Annotated in this window: 18 protein-coding genes; 17 read left to right on the forward strand and 1 reads right to left on the reverse strand. The window is 41.4% G+C overall.

The annotated features are described in order from the left end of the window. Nucleotides 1-169 precede the first annotated feature (169 nt). From HA044_RS00390 to HA044_RS00415, 6 genes are all read left to right on the forward strand, one after another. Nucleotides 170-4,591 carry a S8 family serine peptidase gene (locus HA044_RS00390; RefSeq protein ID WP_187538204.1) on the forward strand — a complete coding sequence of 1,474 codons (4,422 nt, stop codon included), beginning with the start codon at nucleotides 170-172 and terminating at the stop codon, nucleotides 4,589-4,591. A 314-nt stretch (nucleotides 4,592-4,905) separates the two neighbouring features. Further along, nucleotides 4,906-5,667 (forward strand): hypothetical protein, encoded by a 762-nt coding sequence (locus HA044_RS00395; protein ID WP_000429572.1) that lies wholly within the window; start codon nucleotides 4,906-4,908, stop codon nucleotides 5,665-5,667. 192 nt (nucleotides 5,668-5,859) lie between these two features. After that, the gene (glyQ, locus tag HA044_RS00400; protein ID WP_187538206.1) at nucleotides 5,860-6,777 is read left to right on the forward strand and encodes a glycine--tRNA ligase subunit alpha; all 918 of its coding nucleotides are present in this window, start codon (nucleotides 5,860-5,862) and stop codon (nucleotides 6,775-6,777) included. 206 nt (nucleotides 6,778-6,983) lie between these two features. After that, nucleotides 6,984-9,020: a glycine--tRNA ligase subunit beta gene (glyS, locus tag HA044_RS00405; RefSeq protein ID WP_187538208.1), complete on the forward strand. Its 2,037-nt coding sequence runs from the start codon at nucleotides 6,984-6,986 to the stop codon at nucleotides 9,018-9,020. 33 nt (nucleotides 9,021-9,053) lie between these two features. Next, entirely contained in the window at nucleotides 9,054-9,311 is a 258-nt protein-coding gene (locus HA044_RS00410; RefSeq protein WP_187538210.1) for a DUF896 family protein, read from the forward strand. 168 nt (nucleotides 9,312-9,479) lie between these two features. Further along, nucleotides 9,480-10,862 carry an amino acid permease gene (locus HA044_RS00415; protein ID WP_187538212.1) on the forward strand — a complete coding sequence of 461 codons (1,383 nt, stop codon included), beginning with the start codon at nucleotides 9,480-9,482 and terminating at the stop codon, nucleotides 10,860-10,862. A 201-nt stretch (nucleotides 10,863-11,063) separates the two neighbouring features. Here HA044_RS00415 and HA044_RS00420 read toward each other — a convergent pair whose 3' ends face one another. After that, the gene (locus HA044_RS00420; protein WP_187538214.1) at nucleotides 11,064-11,240 is read right to left on the reverse strand and encodes a hypothetical protein; all 177 of its coding nucleotides are present in this window, start codon (nucleotides 11,238-11,240) and stop codon (nucleotides 11,064-11,066) included. Nucleotides 11,241-11,390: 150 nt separating this feature from the next. On the opposite strand from HA044_RS00420, the gene rsmH reads away from it, so the two are divergent. From rsmH to nadE, 11 genes are all read left to right on the forward strand, one after another. Beyond that, nucleotides 11,391-12,341 carry a 16S rRNA (cytosine(1402)-N(4))-methyltransferase RsmH gene (gene rsmH, locus HA044_RS00425; RefSeq protein WP_187538216.1) on the forward strand — a complete coding sequence of 317 codons (951 nt, stop codon included), beginning with the start codon at nucleotides 11,391-11,393 and terminating at the stop codon, nucleotides 12,339-12,341. Nucleotides 12,342-12,352: 11 nt separating this feature from the next. After that, complete coding sequence (gene ftsL, locus HA044_RS00430) at nucleotides 12,353-12,688, forward strand: cell division protein FtsL (RefSeq protein ID WP_187538218.1); 336 nt, start codon at nucleotides 12,353-12,355, stop codon at nucleotides 12,686-12,688. Beyond that, the gene (pbp2X, locus tag HA044_RS00435) at nucleotides 12,681-14,963 is read left to right on the forward strand and encodes a penicillin-binding protein PBP2X (RefSeq protein ID WP_187538220.1); all 2,283 of its coding nucleotides are present in this window, start codon (nucleotides 12,681-12,683) and stop codon (nucleotides 14,961-14,963) included. Before ftsL ends, pbp2X begins: the two co-directional genes overlap by 8 nt. 1 nt (nucleotide 14,964) lies before the next feature. Continuing rightward, nucleotides 14,965-15,966, forward strand: a complete 1,002-nt coding sequence (mraY, locus tag HA044_RS00440; RefSeq protein WP_187538222.1) for a phospho-N-acetylmuramoyl-pentapeptide-transferase — start codon at nucleotides 14,965-14,967, stop codon at nucleotides 15,964-15,966. Nucleotides 15,967-16,092: 126 nt separating this feature from the next. After that, on the forward strand, nucleotides 16,093-17,436 hold the full coding sequence (locus HA044_RS00445) for a DEAD/DEAH box helicase (protein WP_187538224.1): 1,344 nt from the start codon (nucleotides 16,093-16,095) through the stop codon (nucleotides 17,434-17,436). A 196-nt stretch (nucleotides 17,437-17,632) separates the two neighbouring features. Then, nucleotides 17,633-18,433 (forward strand): amino acid ABC transporter permease, encoded by an 801-nt coding sequence (locus tag HA044_RS00450; protein ID WP_187538226.1) that lies wholly within the window; start codon nucleotides 17,633-17,635, stop codon nucleotides 18,431-18,433. Next, nucleotides 18,433-19,176 carry an amino acid ABC transporter ATP-binding protein gene (locus tag HA044_RS00455; protein WP_187538228.1) on the forward strand — a complete coding sequence of 248 codons (744 nt, stop codon included), beginning with the start codon at nucleotides 18,433-18,435 and terminating at the stop codon, nucleotides 19,174-19,176. Before HA044_RS00450 ends, HA044_RS00455 begins: the two co-directional genes overlap by 1 nt. 81 nt (nucleotides 19,177-19,257) lie before the next feature. Next, nucleotides 19,258-19,485, forward strand: coding sequence for a DUF4059 family protein (locus HA044_RS00460; protein WP_003003995.1), 228 nt, complete (start codon nucleotides 19,258-19,260; stop codon nucleotides 19,483-19,485). A 59-nt stretch (nucleotides 19,486-19,544) separates the two neighbouring features. Beyond that, entirely contained in the window at nucleotides 19,545-20,456 is a 912-nt protein-coding gene (gene trxB / locus HA044_RS00465; RefSeq protein ID WP_187538230.1) for a thioredoxin-disulfide reductase, read from the forward strand. A gap of 141 nt (nucleotides 20,457-20,597) precedes the next feature. Beyond that, a complete protein-coding gene (locus tag HA044_RS00470) occupies nucleotides 20,598-22,058 on the forward strand; it encodes a nicotinate phosphoribosyltransferase (protein ID WP_187538232.1) in 1,461 nt (486 codons plus the stop codon). Further along, the gene (gene nadE / locus HA044_RS00475; protein ID WP_187538234.1) at nucleotides 22,055-22,879 is read left to right on the forward strand and encodes an ammonia-dependent NAD(+) synthetase; all 825 of its coding nucleotides are present in this window, start codon (nucleotides 22,055-22,057) and stop codon (nucleotides 22,877-22,879) included. The genes HA044_RS00470 and nadE overlap by 4 nt, the downstream gene beginning before the upstream one ends. Nucleotides 22,880-23,130 lie beyond the last annotated feature (251 nt).

Raw genomic sequence — 23,130 nt, forward strand, 5'->3', positions numbered from 1 at the left:
AGACGTTCTATAATACTTTCCCATATAAAATAGCCAGATAACGAACGAAAATAAATCTTTAACTAGTAACATTCGTAAATATTACATTTTTGTTACAATTCCAGTTTGAATGAATTTTCAGACAATTTTGCGCTATAATAGGAACTATTAAAATAAAAGGGGAGTTCCTATGAACAGACAAGAGCGTTTTTCATTAAGAAAATACAAATTTGGCGTGGCTTCAGTATTATTGGGGTCTGTATTGGTGTTTGGATCTGCACAAGCAAGTGCAGAAGAACAAACAAGTGGGCAAAAGAGTCCTGAGACACAGCTAGTAGCTACTAGTCAAGGACTACCATCGCAAGAACAGAATTTGCAAGCAACAACACCGACAAGTGTAGCTACTGTTGAAAAGACAGCAGTTGCTAAAGAGGCTGTAACTGAGAAGACAGAATCTGCTCCTGCAGAGGCAGATGCAACTGAAAAGGCGACTGCACCTAGAGAAGGAGCAGATGCTTCACAAACAAAATCAGCAGAAGCTGCAAAACCGGTAGAAAAAGCTACAGAAGTAGCGACTCCTACAAGTTCTGAAACGACTGCCCGTCATGAGGCTGCAGAAAAACCTCAAAGTATTGAGAGCGATGAAATCATTACTGTCCCACAAACTTGGAAACAAGGATACAAGGGTGAAGGAATGGTGGTTGCTGTCATTGACTCAGGTTTGGATGTCAACCACGAAGTTCTTCGTATCACAGATCCTTCAAAAGCTAAGTTTAAAAACCAAAATGATATTGAAGCTGCTAAGAAGAAGGCAGGAATTGATTATGGTAAATGGTACAACGACAAGGTAGTCTACGCTTACGATTACTTTGACGGTACAGATAATATCAAGGAAGCTGAGAGAGAATCTCATGGGATGCACGTTACAGGGATTGCAACAGGGAACCCTGATAAAGATGCAGCAAACGGCGAAAAGATCTATGGTGTAGCTCCGGAAGCACAAGTGATGTTTATGCGTGTCTTCTCCGATCGTCAAAAAACGACTGGTTCTGCCCTTTATGTAAAAGCAATTGATGATGCTGTTGCCCTTGGTGCAGATACCATCAATATGAGTCTGGGATCTTCTACTGGTTCCACGGTCAACGCAGGTTCAGATATTATTGATGCTATCAAACGGGCACGTGCAAAAGGTGTCTCTGTGTTGATTTCTGCCGGAAATAGTAATACCTTTGGGAATGGTTATTCAAGACCATCGGCTGACAATCCAGACTATGGTGTAGTCGGAAATCCGTCAACCGTAGAAGATTCTATCTCTGTAGCTTCCATCAATAACAATGTCGTGACTTCTGAAGTATTTGAAGTGAAGGGCTTGGAAGATAACGCTCAAGCTGATCATGGTAAATTTGATTACAGTAAATCTGCTACAGACACTGACTTTGAAAAAGGAAAAGAATATGAATACGTAGCGGTTGGCCTAGGGAAAGAAGAAGACTTCAAAAATGTTGATGTAACCGGTAAATTAGCCCTCATTCAACGTGGTTCATTGACCTTCTCTGAAAAGATTGCGAATGCTTTCCATCATGGTGCTGTAGGGGCCTTGGTCTACAACAATGTAGAAGGAACCAACCTTGGAATGGCGATTGACGGTGATGCTAAAAAGATTCCTTCTGTCTTTATTTCAAAACACTATGGTGAACTTCTAAAATCCGGTTCTTATAAGATTGTCTTTAACGATAAATTGGCCAATCGTCCATCACCTGCAGCAGACCAATTGTCTGATTTCTCTAGTTGGGGTGTGACAACAGATGGTCAGTTGAAACCTGATGTCACAGCACCTGGTGGAAATATCTTCTCTTCACTAAATGACAATACTTACGGTGATATGAGCGGTACGAGTATGGCTTCCCCTCACGTAGCAGGTGTTGCTGCTTTGGTCAAAGAATACCTTGTTAAGAACCACCCAGAATTGACTCCTGAACAAGTCTCTGCGACTGTTAAAGCCCTGATTATGTCTACGGCGAAACCACATGTTAACAAAGAAACCGGTGTTTATACTTCTCCTCGTCAACAAGGTGCAGGTGTTGTTGATACAGCTGCTGCGGTTTCAACGGACTTGTATGTTACTGGCGACAACAACTATCCTAGTGTGACTCTTGGCAATGTTGAAGATGCCTTTACATTTGATGTTACAGTTCACAATATTTCAGATACAGATCGTACACTGAAGATGCTGGTCAATACGGATACAGATGAAGTCAAAAAAGGTAAATTCACCCTCCGCCCTCGTAAATTAACAGAAACAGCTTGGCCTGAAGTAACTGTCAAAGCTCATAGTTCTGAGACGGTAACGGTTAAAGTTGATACCCGCAAATTTACAGAAGAATTGACAAAAGAAATGCCAAATGGTTATTTCCTTGAAGGATTTGTCCGTTTTGTTGATCCAGCTGATGATGGCGATGTGGTTAGCTTACCATTTATGGGATTCAAGGGAGAATTCCAAAATCTTCCAGCAGTAGAAAAACCAATTTACGATTTGGTACGTGAAGGCAAAAATGGTTTCTATTACAATGTGCCAGAAGACTTGAATATCCCTTACAATGCAGATATGTCTGCTTTGTTAACGATTCAAAATGATCTTCTTCTCACCCAAGGCAAACGAGATGGACGTCGTATCACAGTCCTTGGTATTGATGAGAAAGCGGATGGAACCCATTCTCTTCAATTGGATGCTAACGGAAATGTTCGGATTGCCATTTCACCAAATGAAGATAGCAACAAAGACTTTGTAGAATACAAGACAGTAGCTCTTCGGAATTTGGAAAATCTTCATGCTAGTGTCTATGCTGCAAGTGATACAGAGCATCAAAATCCAATTTGGGAAGGATCTTCTACAGAACTTCGTAAGAATTTCTTTGATGGGAATGATAAAAATCCTCGTAGCTATACCTTAGATAGTACAGCGTGGAATGGTACCGATGCCAACGGCAACGCCGTAGCAGATGGTGTTTATGATTATGTGATTCGTTATACACCAATGGTTCCTGGAGCAGATGAACAATCAACAACCTTCAAGGTTCAAGTCGATACTCAAAAACCAGTGATTACTTCTGGATACATTCGCTTCAAAGATGGCGCTCAACAGTTTATTGCACGTAAAGCCAAAGACGTTGGGGATGGTGGTATCCAAACTGAAAAATTGGTCTATGTAACACCATTTGATGATAAAGGTACCATGGTCCAAAAAGACAATGATGAAAGTGGTAGTCGGGCGCTCGAAAATTACCATATCATCAAGGCCAATGAAGATGGTAGCTTTAATCTTCCTGAAAACATTGATAAGAAGAATATCTACTACTATGTAGAAGACTTTGCTGGAAACGTCGATTACATTTCACTGGCTGATTTGGTTCGTGACCAAAATAGTGGTCGGGTACAGATTGCGGTTCGTGATGCCAAGACCAATAAAGACTTGGATACCATGTATGTATACCGTATCAAGGATAGCAATGGACACTACGTCTCTGTTGATAAAACAAAAAATATCAATTTCTTGAACTTTGGTCATTATACAGCAGAAATCTTCACTTATGATCGTACAGAAGTGAAATTTGTTAGCAGCTTAAGTCAAGAGTTTGATCTGACAGAAGACAATAGTTTCCAAACCATTACTTTCCTAGCAAATACCTTGGAATATGCGCCAGTTAGCCTCCTATTTAATCAACCTGTTTCAAAAGCAGCAACCATCGTATTGAAAGGAGCTGACGGTGAAAACTTTGTATTGCCAGCTGAAAAATATGGTAAGAATGGCTTTGGTAAGACAGTAGCAACTGGAACATACACCTTGATTGCCACTCTTCCTACAGGCTATGAATTAGCTGAGGACGCACCTAAGATCACGGTCGTCGCAGGACGCAACAATGTATACCACATTGCAGTGATCTCAAAAGTGGATCTCTTGGCTGCCTTGAATAAACAAACGGATGTTACAAAGACAGCCCTCTACTTCAATGCTAGTGCTGATAAGAAAGCAGCTTACGATCAGGCCTTGCAAGCAGCCCAAACTGTTTTGACGAAGAAGGTAAGTCAAGACCAAATCAACCAAGCAGTTGCAGCTCTGGAAGCCGCAAATCAAGCTTTGGATGGAAAAGACTCCAATGTTGCGGCCTTGAAAGAAGCGATGCAGGCTTACGATGCGGCAACGAAAACTGGCCGTTATGCCAATGCCAAAGAAAAAGTACGTCGCGACTATGATCGTGCTTTCCAAACAGTAGCCTTGCTTGCAGTTGATCCAACTGTGAAACAAGAACAAATTGATCAAGCTCTTGCAGGTTTCAAGAATGCCGAAGCTAAATTGAATGGAAAAGCAACTGATTTTTCAAGTCTTAAAAAATACATTAAAGAAGAATTGAAATTCCAAGCTAAAAATGCTAAATTCCTCTATGCTGCGAAAGAAGACAAAGAAGCGTATCTTGTAGCCTTCAAGGATGCACAAGCTATTCTTTCAAATCCAGGATCTAGCCAACAAGATGTGAAAGATGCTTTGACAGCTTTAAAAAATGCAAAGAAAAAATTGCATGGAAAAAAACCAAAAGCTGCAAAACGTCATAAGTGACATAAGATAGTTTGTTAGCCTAAAACCAGTTTGAAACAGAAGTTTCAAGCTGGTTTTTATTTACAAATAGGCAAAAATCTGCTATAATACTGACAAGAAAGAAAGTCTTATGGCGTTCTTCAAGCGAGCTTGGGATAGTGGGAGCCAAGTAGGACAAAATAAAGAGCTGGCGCTTTCTGTAGTATTTTCAAAAACAATGAAGTAATAAATTAGGGTGGAACCGCGTTTTTGACGCCCCTAGGTTAAATCAACCTAGGATTGTCGGACGCGGTTCTTTCGCTTATTCAGTCTATTATGTGAAAGAAAGGAGAGACGTGGAAAACCTTTATCTTGTAAAAGACGATAGTCAACTAGCTACATTTCGTGATTTTGTAGTAAGAAATACTGAAAAGTTGAAAGATTATCAATCTTTTTTAAAGAATGAACTTGCAGTCTGTGATTTACCGCAAGCCGTTATTTGGTCAAGTTTTAATGCTGCTACACAGATTATTAGGGAAAGTGCTGTTCCAGCCTATACAAATAATAGACGAATGGTTATGACGCCTGATTTAGCTGTTTGGAAAGAGTTGTATTTGTATCAGTTGATGGACTACGAGTGTTCTCAGCAAACTCAAGCAATAGAAAGTCACTATCATTCTTTATCTGAAAATTTCCTCTTGCAGATTGTAGGACATGAGTTAGCTCATTGGTCGGAGCATTTTTTAGATGATTTTGATGGTTACGACTCTTATATATGGTTCGAAGAGGGGATGGTTGAATATATTAGTCGCAAGTATTTCTTGACAGAAGAGGAATTTCAAGCGGAAAAAATTTGTAATCAATCTCTTGTAGAACTTTTTCAGAAGAAGTATGGTTGGCATTCATTGAATGATTTTGGTTCTTCGACTTATGATAAGAACTATGCAAGTATTTTTTACGAATACTGGCGTAGTTTTTTGACAATAGATAAGTTGGTAGAAAATCTAGGTAGTGTACAAGCGGTCTTCGATTCTTATCATTTATGGGCAAATACAGATAAAACTCTACCCTTGTTAAATTGGTTTGTTCAGCAGAAATTAATTGAAAAAGAAATATAAAAACTAAAGGAGTAAACAATGTCTAAGAAATTAACATTTCACTGCGTCAGTGGCAGAGACCTCCTTACAGTCGAATTGCCCCACGCTCAGCACTAGAGTGCCTGAGCTAGACGCAGTACTAACTCGTCTTGCCTCGTATGATCGACGAGGCAGACTCGTGTCGCAAGTAATTTATATAAAAAGGAGTAAATAATGTCTAAAAAATTGACTTTCCAGGAAATCATCCTTACTTTGCAACAATTTTGGAATGACCAAGGTTGTATGCTTATGCAGGCTTATGACAATGAAAAAGGTGCGGGAACCATGAGTCCTTACACTTTTCTTCGTGCTATCGGACCTGAGCCATGGAATGCGGCTTATGTAGAGCCATCACGTCGTCCTGCTGACGGTCGTTATGGGGAAAATCCTAACCGTCTCTACCAACACCACCAATTCCAAGTGGTTATGAAGCCTTCTCCATCAAATATCCAAGAGCTTTACCTTGAGTCTTTGGAAAAATTGGGTATCAATCCTTTGGAGCACGATATTCGTTTCGTTGAAGACAACTGGGAAAATCCTTCAACTGGTTCAGCTGGTCTTGGTTGGGAAGTTTGGCTTGATGGGATGGAAATCACCCAGTTCACCTACTTCCAACAAGTTGGTGGATTGGCAACCGGTCCGGTAACTTCTGAGGTTACGTACGGATTGGAACGTTTGGCATCTTACATCCAAGAAGTAGATTCAGTTTATGATATTGAGTGGGCTCCAGGCGTTAAATACGGAGAAATCTTCCTTCAACCAGAATATGAACACTCAAAATACAGCTTTGAGGTTTCTGACCAAGACATGCTTCTTGAAAACTTCGAAAAATTTGAAAAGGAAGCAGGACGTGCTTTGGAATTGGGTCTTGTTCACCCAGCCTATGACTACGTTTTGAAGTGTTCACACACCTTCAACTTGCTAGATGCTCGTGGCGCTGTTTCTGTCACAGAACGTGCCGGTTACATTGCCCGAATCCGTAACTTGGCCCGTGTCGTAGCCAAGACCTTCGTTGCAGAACGTAAGAAACTCGGCTACCCACTTCTCGACGAAGCCACACGCGCCAAACTCCTAGCAGAAGAGGAAGAATAAAAAGAGTATTAGATGGGATTGGCTAATAGAGTAATCCTACAGAACCAGTTGCCGCAGTGATAAAGGTATCGTTAGAGAAACTAACGATACCAGGCAAAATTGGAGACTATAGGCTCCAATTTTAGCAATGAAACGACACAGTCGGTTGCTTGCGTGCCAATCACATAAGGCAAACTGGAAAAAAAGATATTTTTCGGAGAAAAAACATGACAAAAAACTTATTAGTAGAACTTGGACTTGAAGAGTTGCCAGCCTACGTTGTCACACCAAGTGAAAAACAACTCGGTGAAAAAATGGCAGCCTTCTTGGATGACAACCGTCTTTCATACGAAAGTATTCAAACCTTCTCAACACCTCGCCGTTTGGCTGTCCGTGTCATTGGCTTGGCTGATCAACAATCTGATTTGACAGAAGATTTTAAAGGACCTTCTAAGAAAATCGCCTTGGATGCTGATGGAAACTTCTCAAAAGCGGCGCAAGGCTTTGTCCGTGGAAAAGGCTTGACCGTTGACGACATTGAATTCCGTGAAGTTAAAGGGGAAGAATACGTCTACGTGACGAAACATGAATCTGGAAAACCTGCCAAAGAAGTCTTGGCTGGCGTTCCAGAAGTGCTTACTTCATTGACCTTCCCTGTTAGCATGCACTGGGCGAACAACACCTTTGAATACATCCGCCCTGTCCACACTTTGGTTGTCCTTTTGGGCGACGAAGCGCTTGACCTTGATTTCTTGGATATCCATTCAGGTCGTGTGAGTCGCGGACACCGTTTCCTTGGACATGAAGTGGAAATCACCGATGCCGATTCTTATGAAGAAGACCTTCGTACTGTTTACGTGATTGCCGACAGTAAGGAACGTGAAAACATGATTCGTGAGCAAATCAAAGCTATTGAAGCAGAACAAGGTGTTCAAGTGCAAATCGAAGAAGGACTTTTGAACGAAGTCTTGAACTTGGTGGAATACCCAACTGCCTTCATGGGAAGTTTTGACACCAAATATTTGGACGTTCCAGAAGAAGTCTTGGTGACCTCAATGGAAACCCACCAACGTTACTTTGTTGTACGTGACCTAGATGGTAAGCTCAAACCAAACTTCATCTCAGTCCGTAATGGGAATGCTGAGCACTTGGAAAATGTTGTTCGAGGAAATGAAAAAGTCTTGGTGGCACGTCTTGAAGACGGTGAATTCTTCTGGCGTGAAGACCAAAAACTCAAGATTGAAGATCTCGTGGCTAAATTGGCCAACGTAACCTTCCATGAAAAAATTGGTTCTCTTTCAGAACACATGGCCCGTGCTGGTGTCATTGCTGCGTCACTATCTGAGCAAGCTGGTTTGACTGCTGAAGAAAGGGCAGCCTTAGCGCGTGCAGCTGAAATTTATAAATTTGACCTCCTGACGGGTATGGTCGGAGAGTTCGATGAATTACAAGGAATTATGGGTGAAAAATATGCCCTCCTTGCTGGTGAAGATGCAGCCGTTGCGACAGCTATTCGTGAGCACTATCTTCCTGATGCAGCAGATGGTGCCCTTCCAGAGACCAAGGTTGGTGCTATCCTTGCGCTTGCAGATAAGTTGGATACCCTCCTTTCCTTCTTCTCAGTTGGTTTGATCCCATCAGGTTCAAACGACCCTTATGCGCTTCGTCGTGCAACACAAGGGATTGTTCGTATCTTAGATGCCTTTGGTTGGCACATTCCTATGGATGAGTTAATCGACAGCCTTTACGGACTTTCATTTGATAGCCTTTCTTATGACAATCAAGCAGAAGTGCTTAACTTCATCAAGGCCCGTGTGGACAAGATGATGGGACGTACTTCTAAAGATATCAAAGAAGCTGTTCTTGCTGGTTCAAACTTCGTGGTTGCAGATATGCTTGAAGCAGCAAATGCCCTCTCAGAAGCTGCGAAGACGGACGGTTACAAGGCAGCTGTTGAGTCACTGTCTCGTGCTTTTAACTTGGCTGAAAAAGCAGATGCTTCAGTAGCAGTCGATGCTAGCCTCTTTGAAAATAACCAAGAAAAAGCTCTCGCTCAAGCAGCAGAAAATCTCGAATTGACAGGTTCAGCTAGTGATAAATTGGCTCAACTCTTTGCTCTTAGCCCAGTTATCGATGCCTTCTTTGACAATACCATGGTCATGGCAGAAGATGAAGCTTTGAAGAATAACCGTTTAGCTATTCTTGCCAGTCTAGTAGCAAAAGCCAATAAAGTCGCTGCCTTTAATCAATTGAACACTAAATAATGACCTGGTGACAGGTAGAAAGTAGGTCTGATAATGACACCTGAAAAAATCGCTCGGATTAATGAGCTTGCAAAAAAGAAAAAAGAAGTTGGCTTAACACCGGAAGAAGCAGTTGAACAAGCTGAACTTCGCGAAGAATATATTGAAGGTTATCGTCGCTCCGTTCGTCACCACATCGAAGGAATCAAAATTGTGGATGAAGAAGGAAACGATGTGACACCTGAAAAACTTCGCCAGGTGCAACGTGAAAAAGGCTTGCACGGACGCAGCCTTGATGATCCAAACTCATGATAGAAGAAGAGTGTCGGAGAAATTTCGACACTCTCTTCGTTTTGAAAACAAAAATTCAGAATATTCTGCACTATATTGACCGATTGTAAAAATCATGGTATAGTATAGATTGTGAAAAATTTAAAGTGTATTTTTCTAGAATACAGATAAGAGAATTGGAGTAGTGTTATGTCAAAAAAACTTCACTCGAATGAAGAAACTGAAAATGGGATGGTCCGGGGTCTGCAAAATCGGCATGTGCAGCTGATTGCGATTGCAGGGACCATTGGGACAGGACTCTTTCTAGGAGCAGGGCGTTCCCTCTCTCTAACAGGTCCATCCATAATTTTAGTCTATTTGCTGACAGGCGGATTTATGTATTTAATGATGCGGGCCATTGGGGAAATGCTCTATATGGATCCTGACCAACATACCTTCATCAATTTTATCACCAAGTATTTAGGAAAAGGCTGGGGATACTTTTCGGGTTGGTCCTATTGGGTTTCCTTGATATTCCTTGGAATGGCAGAAATCACAGCAGTTTCAAACTATGTTCAATTGTGGTTTCCTGATTGGCCTGCTTGGCAGATTCAAATTGTCTTTTTAGTGCTGTTGAGTTGTGTGAACTTGATAGCCGTCAAGATCTTTGGAGAGGTCGAATTTTGGTTTGGTATGATCAAAATTATTACCATCCTAGCCTTAATCGCAACAGGTGTTTTTATGGTGATGACCAACTTTGAGACACCAGCAGGACATGCCAGCTTAGCCAATATTACCAATGGATTTCAGATGTTTCCAAATGGTTGGGTTAAGTTTGTGATGGCCTTCCAAATGGTTTTCTTTGCCTATCAGGCAATTGAGTTTGTCGGGATTACCACTTCAGAGACCGCTAATCCTCGTCAAGTGTTACCAAAAGCGATCAAGGAAATTCCGATCCGTATTGTGATCTTTTATGTAGGAGCTTTGTTAGCCATTATGGCTATCTTCCCTTGGCAACAGCTTCCTGTCGATAAATCACCATTTGTGACCGTCTTTCAAATGGTTGGAATCAAGTGGGCAGCAGGTTTGATTAATTTTGTTGTCCTAACAGCTGCCGCATCTTCTTTGAATTCCACTCTCTATTCAACAGGGCGTCACTTGTACCAGATTGCAAAAGAAACACCAAACAGCAAAGTGATGAATCGTTTGAAATTGAATAGCTTGTCTCGCATGGGAATTCCAAGTCGTGCTATTATTTCCTCTGCGATTGTGGTGGCTGTTTCAGCCTTTATCAATATCTTGCCAGGTGTTTCAGATGCCTTTGCCTTGATTACGGCATCTTCTTCTGGTGTCTACATTGCTATTTATATTTTGACCATGCTCGCCCATCTTAAGTACCGTAAATCAAAAGAATTTATGCCAGATGGTTTTGTCATGCCAGCCTATAAAATTTTGAACCCATTTACGATCGCCTTTTTCCTTTTTGTGTTTGTTTGTCTCTTCTTACAAAAATCGACCTATATTGGAGCGATCGGAGCTACGATCTGGATTGTCCTCTTTGGAATTTATAGTAATTGGAAACACGCTAAATAACCGGAAAACTCACCCGGTGGTGGGTTTTTCTATTGCCAAAAATGATCGTCACTTTTTAAGAGAATCATCCAACAAAAAAAGCTGGGAACCGTCCCAAGCTTCAATCGATCATCAGCGTTATATAAGGTTACGAATATGGTTTTCAAAGCGCATTTTCTTCAGCTTTCAAAAGGATTTAGAAAATCAAATGAAGAGCGCTCATCATTCCTTATCTTTCATTTTTTGCTGTTGGTAGGCTTTTTTGAATCCCCAAAAAGAGGCTACAAGAATGGTAGCGGCAAGCCAAAAAATCCAAGCTTCAATAGTGGTGAAAAATAAGTAGAGGGCGATCAAATCAACCAGTAATAGTGGAATTAGTATTTGTTTTTTTATTTTCATAAGATTATTGTATCATAAAATACAGAGGAAACAAGTAAAATCAAGGTTTCATTAGGGCATTCGAAGAGACAGACATAAGAAAAAATATCCCTTAATGAACATTCTTTCAGGAGTGCATCTTGTCCCTATTTATGGTAAAATAGTAAAGATATGAGTAAAGAATTTCATCATGTAACCGTTTTGCTCCATGAGACCATTGATATGCTGGATGTTAAGGCAGATGGAGTTTATGTGGATGCCACATTGGGGGGAGCAGGACATAGTGAATATTTGTTAGGAAAGTTAAGTGAATCCGGCCATTTATACGCTTTTGATCAGGACCAGCATGCGATTGAGAATGCGAAAACTCGCTTGGCTCCTTTCATTGAGAAAGGTATGGTAACCTTTATTAAGGGAAACTTCCGTCAATTGAAGGAGCGCCTAAATGAATTGGGAGTGACGGAAATCGATGGAATTTGTTACGATTTAGGAGTATCCAGCCCTCAATTGGATGAACGGGAACGCGGATTTTCGTATAAGAAAGACGCCCCTTTGGATATGCGCATGAACCAAGAGGCTTCCTTGACAGCTTATGAAGTTGTTAATACCTATGATTATCATAATTTGGTCCGAATCTTTTTCAAGTATGGAGAGGATAAATTTTCAAAGCAAATTGCTCGGAAAATTGAGCAGGCGCGAGCTATTAAACCGATTGAAACGACAACGGAATTAGCAGAGATCATTAAATCAGCTAAACCAGCTAAGGAACTCAAGAAAAAGGGCCATCCTGCTAAACAGATTTTTCAAGCTATTCGTATCGAAGTCAATGATGAGTTGGGAGCAGCCGATGAATCGATTCAACAAGCTATGGATTTGCTTGCCATCGGAGGCCGCATTTCAGTGATTACCTTTCATTCGCTAGAAGATCGCTTGACCAAGCAACTCTTTAAAGAAGCTTCAACTGTTGAAGTACCCAAAGGACTTCCCTTTATTCCAGATGAGTTGAAACCCAAAATGGAATTGGTCAACCGCAAGCCAATCCTACCTAGTCAAGAGGAGCTTGAGGAAAACAATCGGTCCCATTCTGCTAAGTTGCGGGTCGCTCAAAAAATACACAAATAAGAGGAATGAATATGCCAGCAAAAGAAGAGAGAACAAGAGCACAGATCTTACAAGATCACTTTCGACGTTTCTCCAGAGTAGAAAAGGCTTTTTATGGCTCGATCGTTTTAACGGGTGTGATTTTAGCCATCAGTATTGTCTTTATGCAAACGCGGATTTTGCAAGTTCAGAATCAATTGACAGATTTAAATACAGAACTGGAAGCAAAGAAAACAGAATTGGCAGATGTTCGTCAAGAGGTCAATGAATTGACGCGCTATGATCGGTTGTCGAAACTTGCCAGTTCGCAAGGAATGAAGTTACAAAAAGAAAATCGAAAAACAGTGAGTGCAAGTAGTGATGAATAAATTTAAAAAGTTTTTGATTCGGTATTCGGTGAAAAAACGCCGTTTACCGGCTCAAAATCGAAAACAAGTTGGGAAAAACCTCAGTGTAATGGCGATTTTCCTCTTTTTTCTCTTCCTGTTAAATTTTGCTCTGATTATAGGCACCGATAAGAAATTTGGTGTCACCTTATCGGACCAGGCCAAAAAGGTGCATGAAGAAACCGTCATTGTTCCTGCAAAACGAGGCACGATTTACGATCGAAATGGTGCTGTGATTGCAGAAGACGCAACCACCTATAATGTTTATGCAGTTATCGATAAAAAGTACAAGTCTGCTACAGGAAAGATCTTATATGTAGAAGAGAATCAGTTCAAAAAAGTAGCGGAGATTTTTAAGCAGTACTTAGGGATGGATGAAAACTATGTTGTCCAACAATTGTCTCAAAAGAAATTAAAACAGGTTTCTTTTGGATCCAACGGTAATGGGATTACTTATAGCAATATGACAGCCATTCGTGACGCCCTTGAAGCAGCAAAGATTGAAGGGATCGCTTTTACAACGAGTCCAAATCGGAGCTATAAAAATGGAGTCTTTGCCTCTCAATTTATTGGCCAAGCTTCTCTTCAGGAAGACAAAGATGGCAATAAAACCTTGAAGGGACAATCGGGGATGGAAAAATCTCTGGATCGTATTCTTGCAGGTCAAAATGGGATTATCACCTATGATAAAGACCGAAACGGAAATATTGTCCCTGGTTCAGATAAGATCTCTGTTAAAACAGAAGACGGCAAAGATGTCTACACGACCATTTCTGCGGAACTTCAAACCTATCTCGAAACCAGAATGGATGTATTCCAAGAAAAGGTAAAAGGCAAATATGTTAATGCGACCCTAGTGAGTGCCAAAACGGGGGAAATCCTTGCAACGACGCAACGGCCAACCTATAATGCAGATACCAAAGAAGGTCTGGATATCAAGAATCTGAGAACTTGGAACACGATTCTTTACCAGGATCAGTACGAACCAGGTTCGACTATGAAGGTCATGTTATTAGCTTCGGCGATTGATCATGGAACCTTCCCGGCTTATAATGAGGTATACTACAGTAACGAACTACAAGTAAAAGATGCGACCATCCGTGACTGGGATGTCAATATGGGACTGTCTGAAGGTCGCTATATGAACATTGCTCAGGCCTTTGCCTATTCTAGTAATATTGGGATGACCAAGCTAGAGCTGAAGATGGGACATAACGTCTGGATGAATTACCTCCACCGCTTCAAATTTGGTCTCTCTACCCGTTTTGGCATGGGCGATGAGAGTTTTGGAAGCCTTCCGGGTGACTATGTTAGTCAAGCTATGTCTTCTTTTGGTCAGGGGATTTCGGTGACCCAAACGCAGATGTTGCGAGCATTCTCTGCCATTGCCAATGATGGCGTGATGTTAGAACCTAAGTTTATCAGTGGAATTTATGATGCTAAAAATGATGCAGCTCGTAAATCCAAAAAAGAAGTTGTCGGAAATCCAGTGCCGGCATCAGCTGCCCAACAGACCCGTAATTATATGATTACGGTAGGGACAGATCCCCAATTTGGTACTCTCTACTCTTCGGAAGGTCCGATTATTCAAGTAGCTGGCCAAAATGTTGCTGTTAAATCAGGGACAGCCCAAATTGCGACGGCTAACGGGTATTTGGATGGAGAAAATAACAATATCAACTCCATTGTAGTCATGACGCCTGCCGAGGATCCAGATTTTATCATGTATGTGACGGTTCAACAACCTGAAGTCAGCTTTAGTCCAAAGAGCTGGCAGGAACTGGTTAATCCAGTCTTGGAAGATGCGGTTGCTTTGAAGGATGAGTTGAATCTGGTAACGGAAACCAAAGCCTTGGATGGGGTCACGAAAGAGGACACCTATAAGATGCCGTCAGCAGAATCTCTGTCTAAAGAATTGAAGTTGAAACAAACTATCAGCCCAGGTGGCTTTGCAGATGAATTGCGTCGTAATTTGATCCAGCCTGTCGTCCTAGGTACTGGAAAAAATATTAAAAAGATGTCTGTGTCAGTAGGTACCAAATTAAAAGAAAATCAACAAGTCCTCTTGCTGACGGATGACCTTGATACAGTGCCTGATATGTATGGATGGACCAAGAAAAATGTTGATATCTTTGCTGGATGGACGGATATGGAAGTCACCTATAAGGGCAAAGGCTCTCATGTCATGAAGCAAAGTGTCAAAATGGATACCTCTCTCAAGAAGACAAAGAAAATAACAATTACATTAGGAGACTGATATGTTACTTGCTACCTTAGTAGTATCATTTATTCTAACGGTTATTGGTATTCCTGCCTTTATCCGTTTCTATCAACGAGCCCATATTTCAGGGCAACAAATGCACGAAGATGTGAAGCAACACCAAGCCAAGGCGGGCACTCCTACCATGGGGGGAGTGGTCTTCTTAATCACTTCGGTTTTTGTCACTCTTGTCTTTAGCTTTTTAACAGGGAACTTTACGCGCCCTGTTCAATTGATCCTCTTTATTTTAGTCTTGTATGGAATCGTCGGTTTCTTGGATGACTTCTTAAAAGTTTTTCGTAAGATCAATGAAGGTTTGAATCCCAAGCAAAAATTAGCCCTGCAATTGGTGGGTGGAATCATTTTCTATCTCTTTTCTGAACGCCATGGAGGCGGTAGTCTTCTCAATGTCTTTGGTTGGGATCTTTATTTGGGGCATTTCTACATTGTCTTTGCCTTGTTCTGGTTGGTTGGTTTTTCAAATGCTGTCAACTTGACGGACGGGATTGATGGGTTGGCAAGCATTTCGGTGACGATCAGTTTAATCGCTTATTCCATCATCGCTGTTTGGCAAAGACGAATCGATATCCTCTTTGTGACCATCAGTATGATTGGAGCTCTATTAGGTTTCTTCGTCTACAACCATAAGCCGGCCAAGATTTTCATGGGAGATGTTGGAAGCCTAGCCCTAGGTGGAATGCTTGCGACTCTATCCATGGCTCTCCATGCAGAGTGGACCTTGCTCTTGATTGGGATTGTCTACGTCTTTGAGACTAGCTCGGTCATGCTCCAAGTGTCCTATTTCAAATGGACCAAGAAACGGACAGGAGAAGGGCGCCGGATCTTCCGCATGACGCCTTTCCATCACCATTTAGAATTGGGTGGTTTGTCTGGGAATGGGCCTAAATGGTCTGAGTGGAAGGTCGATGCCTTTCTTTGGAGCGTCGGTGCAGGAATGAGTGCCTTGACTCTCTTGATCTACTATTTGACCAATTCATAAGTCGTGAATCATAAAAGGTTGGGATATTATCTCAACCTTTTTCGCTGGCTAGGAATTGCTGTCCAAAAGAAGAGCGGGAAGAGGACTTTTCTGATATAATAGTAGAGATGATGAAAGGATAAGAGAATGAAATTTACAGATTTTAAGTTTAAGGACTATATCCAAGAGGCCTTAAAAGAGATTAATTTTATCGAAGCGACAGAAGTTCAAGAAAAACTGATCCCGATTGTTTTAGCAGGTCGAGATTTGGTCGGTGAATCCAAAACAGGATCAGGGAAGACCCATACCTTCCTCTTGCCAATTTTTCAAACCTTAAATGAGGATAGTAGCCATGTCGAAGTGGTGATTACAGCGCCTAGTCGGGAGTTGGCCACACAGATTTACCAAGCGGCTCGTCAAATCGCTAGTCATTCTGACAAAGAGATTCGGATTGCAAATTATGTTGGAGGAACGGATAAAAGCCGTCAGATTGAAAAACTGCAGGTCAAACAACCACATATCGTGATTGGAACTCCAGGCCGGATCTATGATCTGGTTGCATCGGGTGATCTGGCTATTCATAAGGCCCATACTTTTGTAGTAGACGAGGCAGATATGACACTGGACATGGGATTCTTGTCTACTGTGGATAAGATTGCTTCAAGGCTTCCGCAGCAACTGCAATTTTTAGTTTTTTCAGCCACCATTCCGCAAAAATTGCAGCCATTCTTGAAAAAATATCTCTCAAACCCAGTCATGGAGCAAATTAAGACCAAGACGGTGATTTCAGATACCATCGATAATTGGCTGGTTTCGACCAAGGGTCGGGATAAAAATGAGCAAATTTACCAATTGACCAAGACCTTGCAACCTTATTTGGCCATGGTTTTCGTCAATACCAAAACGAGAGCAGATGATCTCCATGCCTATTTAGTGGCTCAGGGATTAAAAGTGACGAAGATTCACGGAGATATCCCACCACGTGAACGGAAACGGATCATGAATCAGGTTAAAAATCTTGATTTTGAGTATATTGTGGCTACTGATTTAGCGGCTCGTGGAATTGATATCGAAGGAGTGAGCCATGTCATCAACGATGCTATTCCACAAGACCTTTCCTTCTTTGTTCACCGTGTTGGCCGGACAGGGCGCAATGGTCTACCAGGTGTCGCTATTACTCTTTATCAACCGAGTGATGATTCAGATATCCGTGAACTAGAAAAAATGGGCATTCGTTTCGTACCGAAAGTGTTGAAAAATGGGGTTATTGAAGATACCTATGATCGGGACAGACGGGCCAATCGTGAGAAAAAGCAAGAGAAACTCGACATCGAAATGATTGGTCTGGTGAAGAAGAAAAAGAAAAAAATCAAACCAGGCTACAAGAAAAAAATCAAATGGGCAGTTGATGAAAAGCGGAGAAAAGCTAAGCGGGCTGAAAACCGTGCGCGTGGCCGGGCGGAACGAAAGGCCAAACGCCAAACTTTCTAACCCCTTCTTTCAAATGTTCAGAAGAAAACATAAATTTTCTTTATGAACTCCATAAAGAAAAACTATTAGGAACTTATCTAAAATTATGATAGACTAAATTCGAGTAGTCTATCATTTTTCTATTTCTGTAGCAATTTTTGGAATTCCGATAGTGAATGTGATAGAATGTTTATGTTCGAGAAAGGAAGTAACAAAAATGTTTACAACTAATCTTTTAGCTGCCAACTGGTATGCTGACTTTTTAAAACACGTTCCAGATAGCAAGTTGTTTAGTTTAAGAGCTGTATTTGACGCGTTCCCATCGGTCATCGCCAAATTACCAGTGACGATTCTTCTTGCCTTAGGAGGAGCATTTTTTGGGATTATTTTTGCCATGATTTTTGCTCTGGTTAAAATTAATCGTGTACGTATTCTTTACCCAGTTCAAGCTGTTTTTGTCAGCTTTTTACGTGGGACTCCTTTGTTAGTTCAGTTGATGTTGACTTATTATGGGATTCCTCTTATTTTAAAAGCCATCAATCAGTCTTATGGCACTGCTTTTAATATTAATGCTATTCCAGCTGAGCTATTTGCCATTGTAGCCCTTGCCTTTAACGAGGCAGCTTATGCGAGTGAGACTATTCGAGCGGCCATTTTATCGGTGGATCCTGGTGAAATTGAGGCAGCACGTAGTCTTGGGATGACCAATCGTCAAGTTTATCGCCGGATTATTATTCCCAATGCAGCAGTCGTTGCAACTCCTACTTTAATCAACTCTCTCATTGGCTTGACCAAGGGGACCTCGCTCGCCTTTAGTGCCAGTGTGGTTGAAATTTTTGCTCAAGCACGGATTATTGGGGGAAGCGATTTGAAGTACTTTGAACGCTTTATCACGGTATCGATTGTTTACTGGATTGTGAACATTCTCATTGAAATACTAGGCCGTCACATTGAACGTCGACTGGATATTGAGACTCCCGTAGCAATTGATTTACCAGATCAGGAGGTCCGGATCTAATGATTTATATTTCAGAATTATCAAAGACATTTTCAGGTCAAAAGGTTTTAAATAATCTAAGTTTGGAAATTCAAAAAGGGGAAGTCGTAGCCTTGATTGGGTCTTCGGGAGCCGGGAAATCAACCTTCTTACGTAGTTTAAACTATTTGGAAGCACCGGATAGCGGTAGAATTAAGATTGATGATTTCGAGGTTGATTTTGAGCACATTAGCCAAGATCAAATCTTAACCTTAAGAAGAAAATTGGCCATGGTTTTCCAACAGTTTAATTTATTTGGAAGAAAAACAGCTCTTGAAAATGTGAAAGAAGGGCTCGTTGTTGTCAAGGGCTTATCCGATCAAGAAGCAACGAAAATTGCACGGGAAGAACTAGCAAAAGTCGGCCTATCGGATCGTGAAAATCACTATCCTCGTCACCTTTCAGGTGGACAAAAACAACGGGTGGCTTTGGCTCGTGCCTTGGCCATGAAACCAGAAGTTCTTTTGCTGGACGAACCAACTTCAGCCTTGGATCCAGAATTAGTTGGAGAAGTGGAAAAATCCATTGCTAATGCAGCCAAATCAGGGCAAACCATGGTACTGGTCAGCCATGATATGTCTTTTGTAGCGCAAGTGGCAGATAAGGTCTTGTTTTTGGATAAAGGACGGATTCTTGAATCTGGAACACCAGAGGAAATCATGCAACATCCAAAAGAAGAACGGACAAAAGAATTCTTTGCTAGTTACAAACGGACCTATGTTTGATATAATAGAAAAGAGGTAAGACTCAGCTGGCGGTGCTAGCTGGGTTTGTTTTCTGAAAATGTAAAAATATTTGGAGTCGTGATGTTAAATAAATTATTGTCCTTATATTTACAAAGTTTAGTGACGACAACGATTTTAGTTGGGATCGCTTCTTGTATTTGGATTGGCTACCGTGCCCTTAAGAAGAAAGATAAAACAGCCAAGCAACGACAAGCGCATTTGTATGATATCCTCTTAATTGATATCATGACGATTCCTATTTTAACCTTTGCGGTCATAGGGATTTTGTTTATCTTTCAAGCACGGTAATTGCAAAAAGATCGTGTTAGAATTATAATGATGACAACGAAACGGAAAAGAGGTTGAGTATGTTTGATACAGTGATTATTGGAGCAGGTCCTGCAGGGATGACCGCTGCCCTTTATGCGGCACGAAGTAATTTAAAAGTCGCATTGATTGAGAGAGGGATTCCAGGCGGTCAAATGAACAATACGTCTGACATTGAAAACTATCCTGGCTATGCAAATATCAGTGGTCCAGAATTGGCTGAAAAAATGTTTGAACCTTTAGAAAACCTTGGTGTGGAACATTTGTTTGGTCAAGTAGAGCGTATTGAAGACCACGGAGCAAGCAAAAAGATTGTCACAGATGATGGGGAATTTGAAGCTAAAACTCTTGTGATTGCAACAGGATCTAACCACCGTTCATTGAATGTCCCTGGTGAAGCGGAACTGAATAGCAGAGGAGTTTCTTATTGTGCTGTCTGTGATGGAGCTTTCTTTCGAGATGAGGATCTCCTAGTCGTTGGTGGTGGCGATTCTGCGGTAGAAGAAGCTGTTTTTTTGACGCAATTTGCAAAAACAGTGACCGTTGCCCATCGTCGAGATGAGCTTCGGGCCCAAAAAGTTCTTCAAGATCGAGCTTTTGCCAATGATAAAATCCACTTTGCTTGGAATACTGTTGTTGAAGAAATTAAGGGAGATCAAAAGGTAACCTCTGTTCTTTTAAAAGATGTCAAGACAGGAGAGGTCAGAGAGCAAGCCGTTGGTGGCGTCTTTATCTATGTCGGTTTAGACCCTGTTAGCGATTTTGCAAACGATCTTGGTATTTTGGATGAGAACGGTTGGGTGGTGACAGATGATCATATGAAAACGGCTGTTCCAGGTATTTTTGCAGTCGGAGATGTCCGTCAAAAAGACTTGCGTCAAGTGACGACAGCAGTCGGAGATGGCGCGATTGCGGGACAGGAAGTTTATAAATATATCACAGAAAATGATTAAACTTTAAGAAATCTGGGGCTTTGTGTCTCAGATTTTTTCTGCTTTTATTTCAGTATTCAATAGGGCTGAAATATGCTATAATGGTACTAATTTTATGGTAGTCTTTCATAGAACAAATCAATAAAAAAAGAGGTAGTACATATGTATCCAGATGACAGTTTAACCTTGCATACTGATTTATACCAAATAAATATGATGCAGGTCTATTTTGATCAAGGAATTCACAATAAACATGCTGTTTTTGAAGTGTTTTTCCGTAACCAACCTTTCAAAAATGGCTATGCTGTTTTTGCCGGTTTAGAGCGAATTGTAGATTATTTAAAGAATCTGCAATTTTCAGAGAGTGATATTGCTTATTTAGAGTCACTTGGTTATCACGGGGCCTTCTTGGACTATCTCCGTGATCTCAAGCTGGAACTGACAGTACGCTCGGCTCAAGAAGGAGACTTAGTCTTTGCCAATGAACCAATTGTCCAGGTCGAAGGCCCTCTGGCTCAGTGTCAGTTGGTAGAAACAGCCCTTTTGAATATCGTCAATTTTCAAACCTTGATCGCAACAAAGGCAGCTCGTATTCGTTCGGTGATAGAAGATGAACCTTTGATGGAATTTGGAACCCGTCGTGCGCAAGAAATGGATGCTGCGATTTGGGGAACTCGTGCGGCAGTCATCGGAGGTGCAAATGGGACTAGTAATGTTCGGGCAGGAAAACTCTTTGGAATTCCTGTTTTAGGAACCCATGCCCATTCTCTTGTACAGGTATATGGAAATGACTACCAAGCCTTTAAGGCTTACGCGGAAACCCATAAAGATTGTGTCTTCCTCGTCGATACCTATGATACTCTTCGTATTGGAGTACCAGCAGCTATTCAGGTAGCACGTGAATTGGGTGATAAAATCAATTTTTTAGGTGTCCGGATTGATTCAGGAGATATTGCCTATATTTCTAAAAAAGTTCGTCAGCAATTAGATGAGGCTGGTTTTACAGATGCTAAAATCTATGCATCGAACGACCTTGATGAAAATACCATTCTCAACCTCAAGATGCAAAAGGCTAAGATTGATGTTTGGGGAGTCGGTACAAAATTAATCACTGCTTATGATCAGCCAGCTCTAGGGGCAGTCTACAAGATTGTCTCTGTAGAAAATGAAAAAGGCGAGATGATCAATACCATCAAGCTTTCTAATAATGCAGAGAAAGTTTCTACTCCTGGTAAGAAGCAAGTCTGGCGAATTACCAGCCGTGAAAAAGGCAAGTCGGAAGGGGATTACATCACCTATGATGGTGTAGATGTTTCCCAGTTGACCGAGCTTAAGATGTTCCATCCGACATATACCTACATCAATAAAACAGTTCAGAATTTTGAGGCTGTTCCTCTTTTAGTAGAGATCTTCAAAGAGGGAGAATTGGTTTATCAATTGCCAACATTGTCAGAAATTCAAGAATATGCTCGGAAGAATTACGAGCAATTGTGGGACGAATACAAGCGAGTCCTCAATCCACAGCATTACCCAGTTGACTTGGCCAAAGATATTTGGCAGGATAAGATGGATCTGATCGAGAAAATGCGAAACAAGGCCAATGGAGAAGGAGAAACAAAATGAGTTTGCAAGAAGAGATTATCCAACAATTGGGTGTCAAGCCTAGCATTGATCCTCAGGAAGAGATTCGCCGCTCGGTTGATTTCTTAAAAAGATATCTAAAAAAACATCCCTTCTTGAAAACATTTGTATTAGGAATCTCAGGAGGACAAGATTCGACTCTTGCTGGACGATTAGCCCAACTAGCCATGGAAGAAATGCGGAGCGAGACTGGAGATACCTCTTACCAATTTATTGCTGTTCGTCTTCCTTATGGCGTGCAGGCAGATGAAGCAGATGCCCAAAAAGCCTTGGCCTTCATCCAGCCTGATGTGAGCTTAGTTGTCAATATTAAGGAATCGGTCGATGCCATGGAACGTGCTGTTGAAGCAACAGGAACGGATATCTCCGACTTCAACAAGGGCAATATCAAGGCACGGAGCCGTATGATTGCTCAGTATGCTTTAGCAGGAGCGCGGAGTGGAGCCGTAATTGGGACGGACCATGCAGCGGAAAACATTACAGGTTTCTTCACCAAATTTGGGGATGGTGGTGCCGATATTTTACCTCTATTCCGATTGAACAAGCGCCAAGGAAAACAATTGCTTAAAGCCCTAGGAGCTGATCCTGATCTCTATGAGAAAATCCCAACTGCAGATTTGGAAGAAGAAAAACCAGGTGTTGCTGATGAAGTAGCGCTGGGTGTCACCTATAATGAAATCGATGATTACCTAGAAGGCAAACAAGTGAGCCCAGAAGCTCAAGCAACTATTGAAAAATGGTGGTACAAAGGCCAACACAAACGCCACTTGCCAATCACAGTATTTGATCATTTCTGGGAGTGAGACAGAAATCGGTAACTCGTAGAGTTCGATTTCGTAGTCTCACCCCCGCAAGGCTGTCTAGATTTGAAAGGTGCTCAAAGAGCTCCGTTCAAATCAGCCAGCTACTGCGTCAATGTATCATTGAAAAGCTCATGGATGAGGTGGAAACAAATAGAATTTTTCTATTAATACTAGACAGAAATCGGTAACTCGTAGAGTTCTATTTCGTAGTCTCATCATACAATATTGTGAAAAGCATCAAAAAGAAGGGC

It is taken from the genome of Streptococcus sp. IMAU 99161 (assembly GCF_014435245.1).
Taxonomy (GTDB): domain Bacteria; phylum Bacillota; class Bacilli; order Lactobacillales; family Streptococcaceae; genus Streptococcus; species Streptococcus lactarius.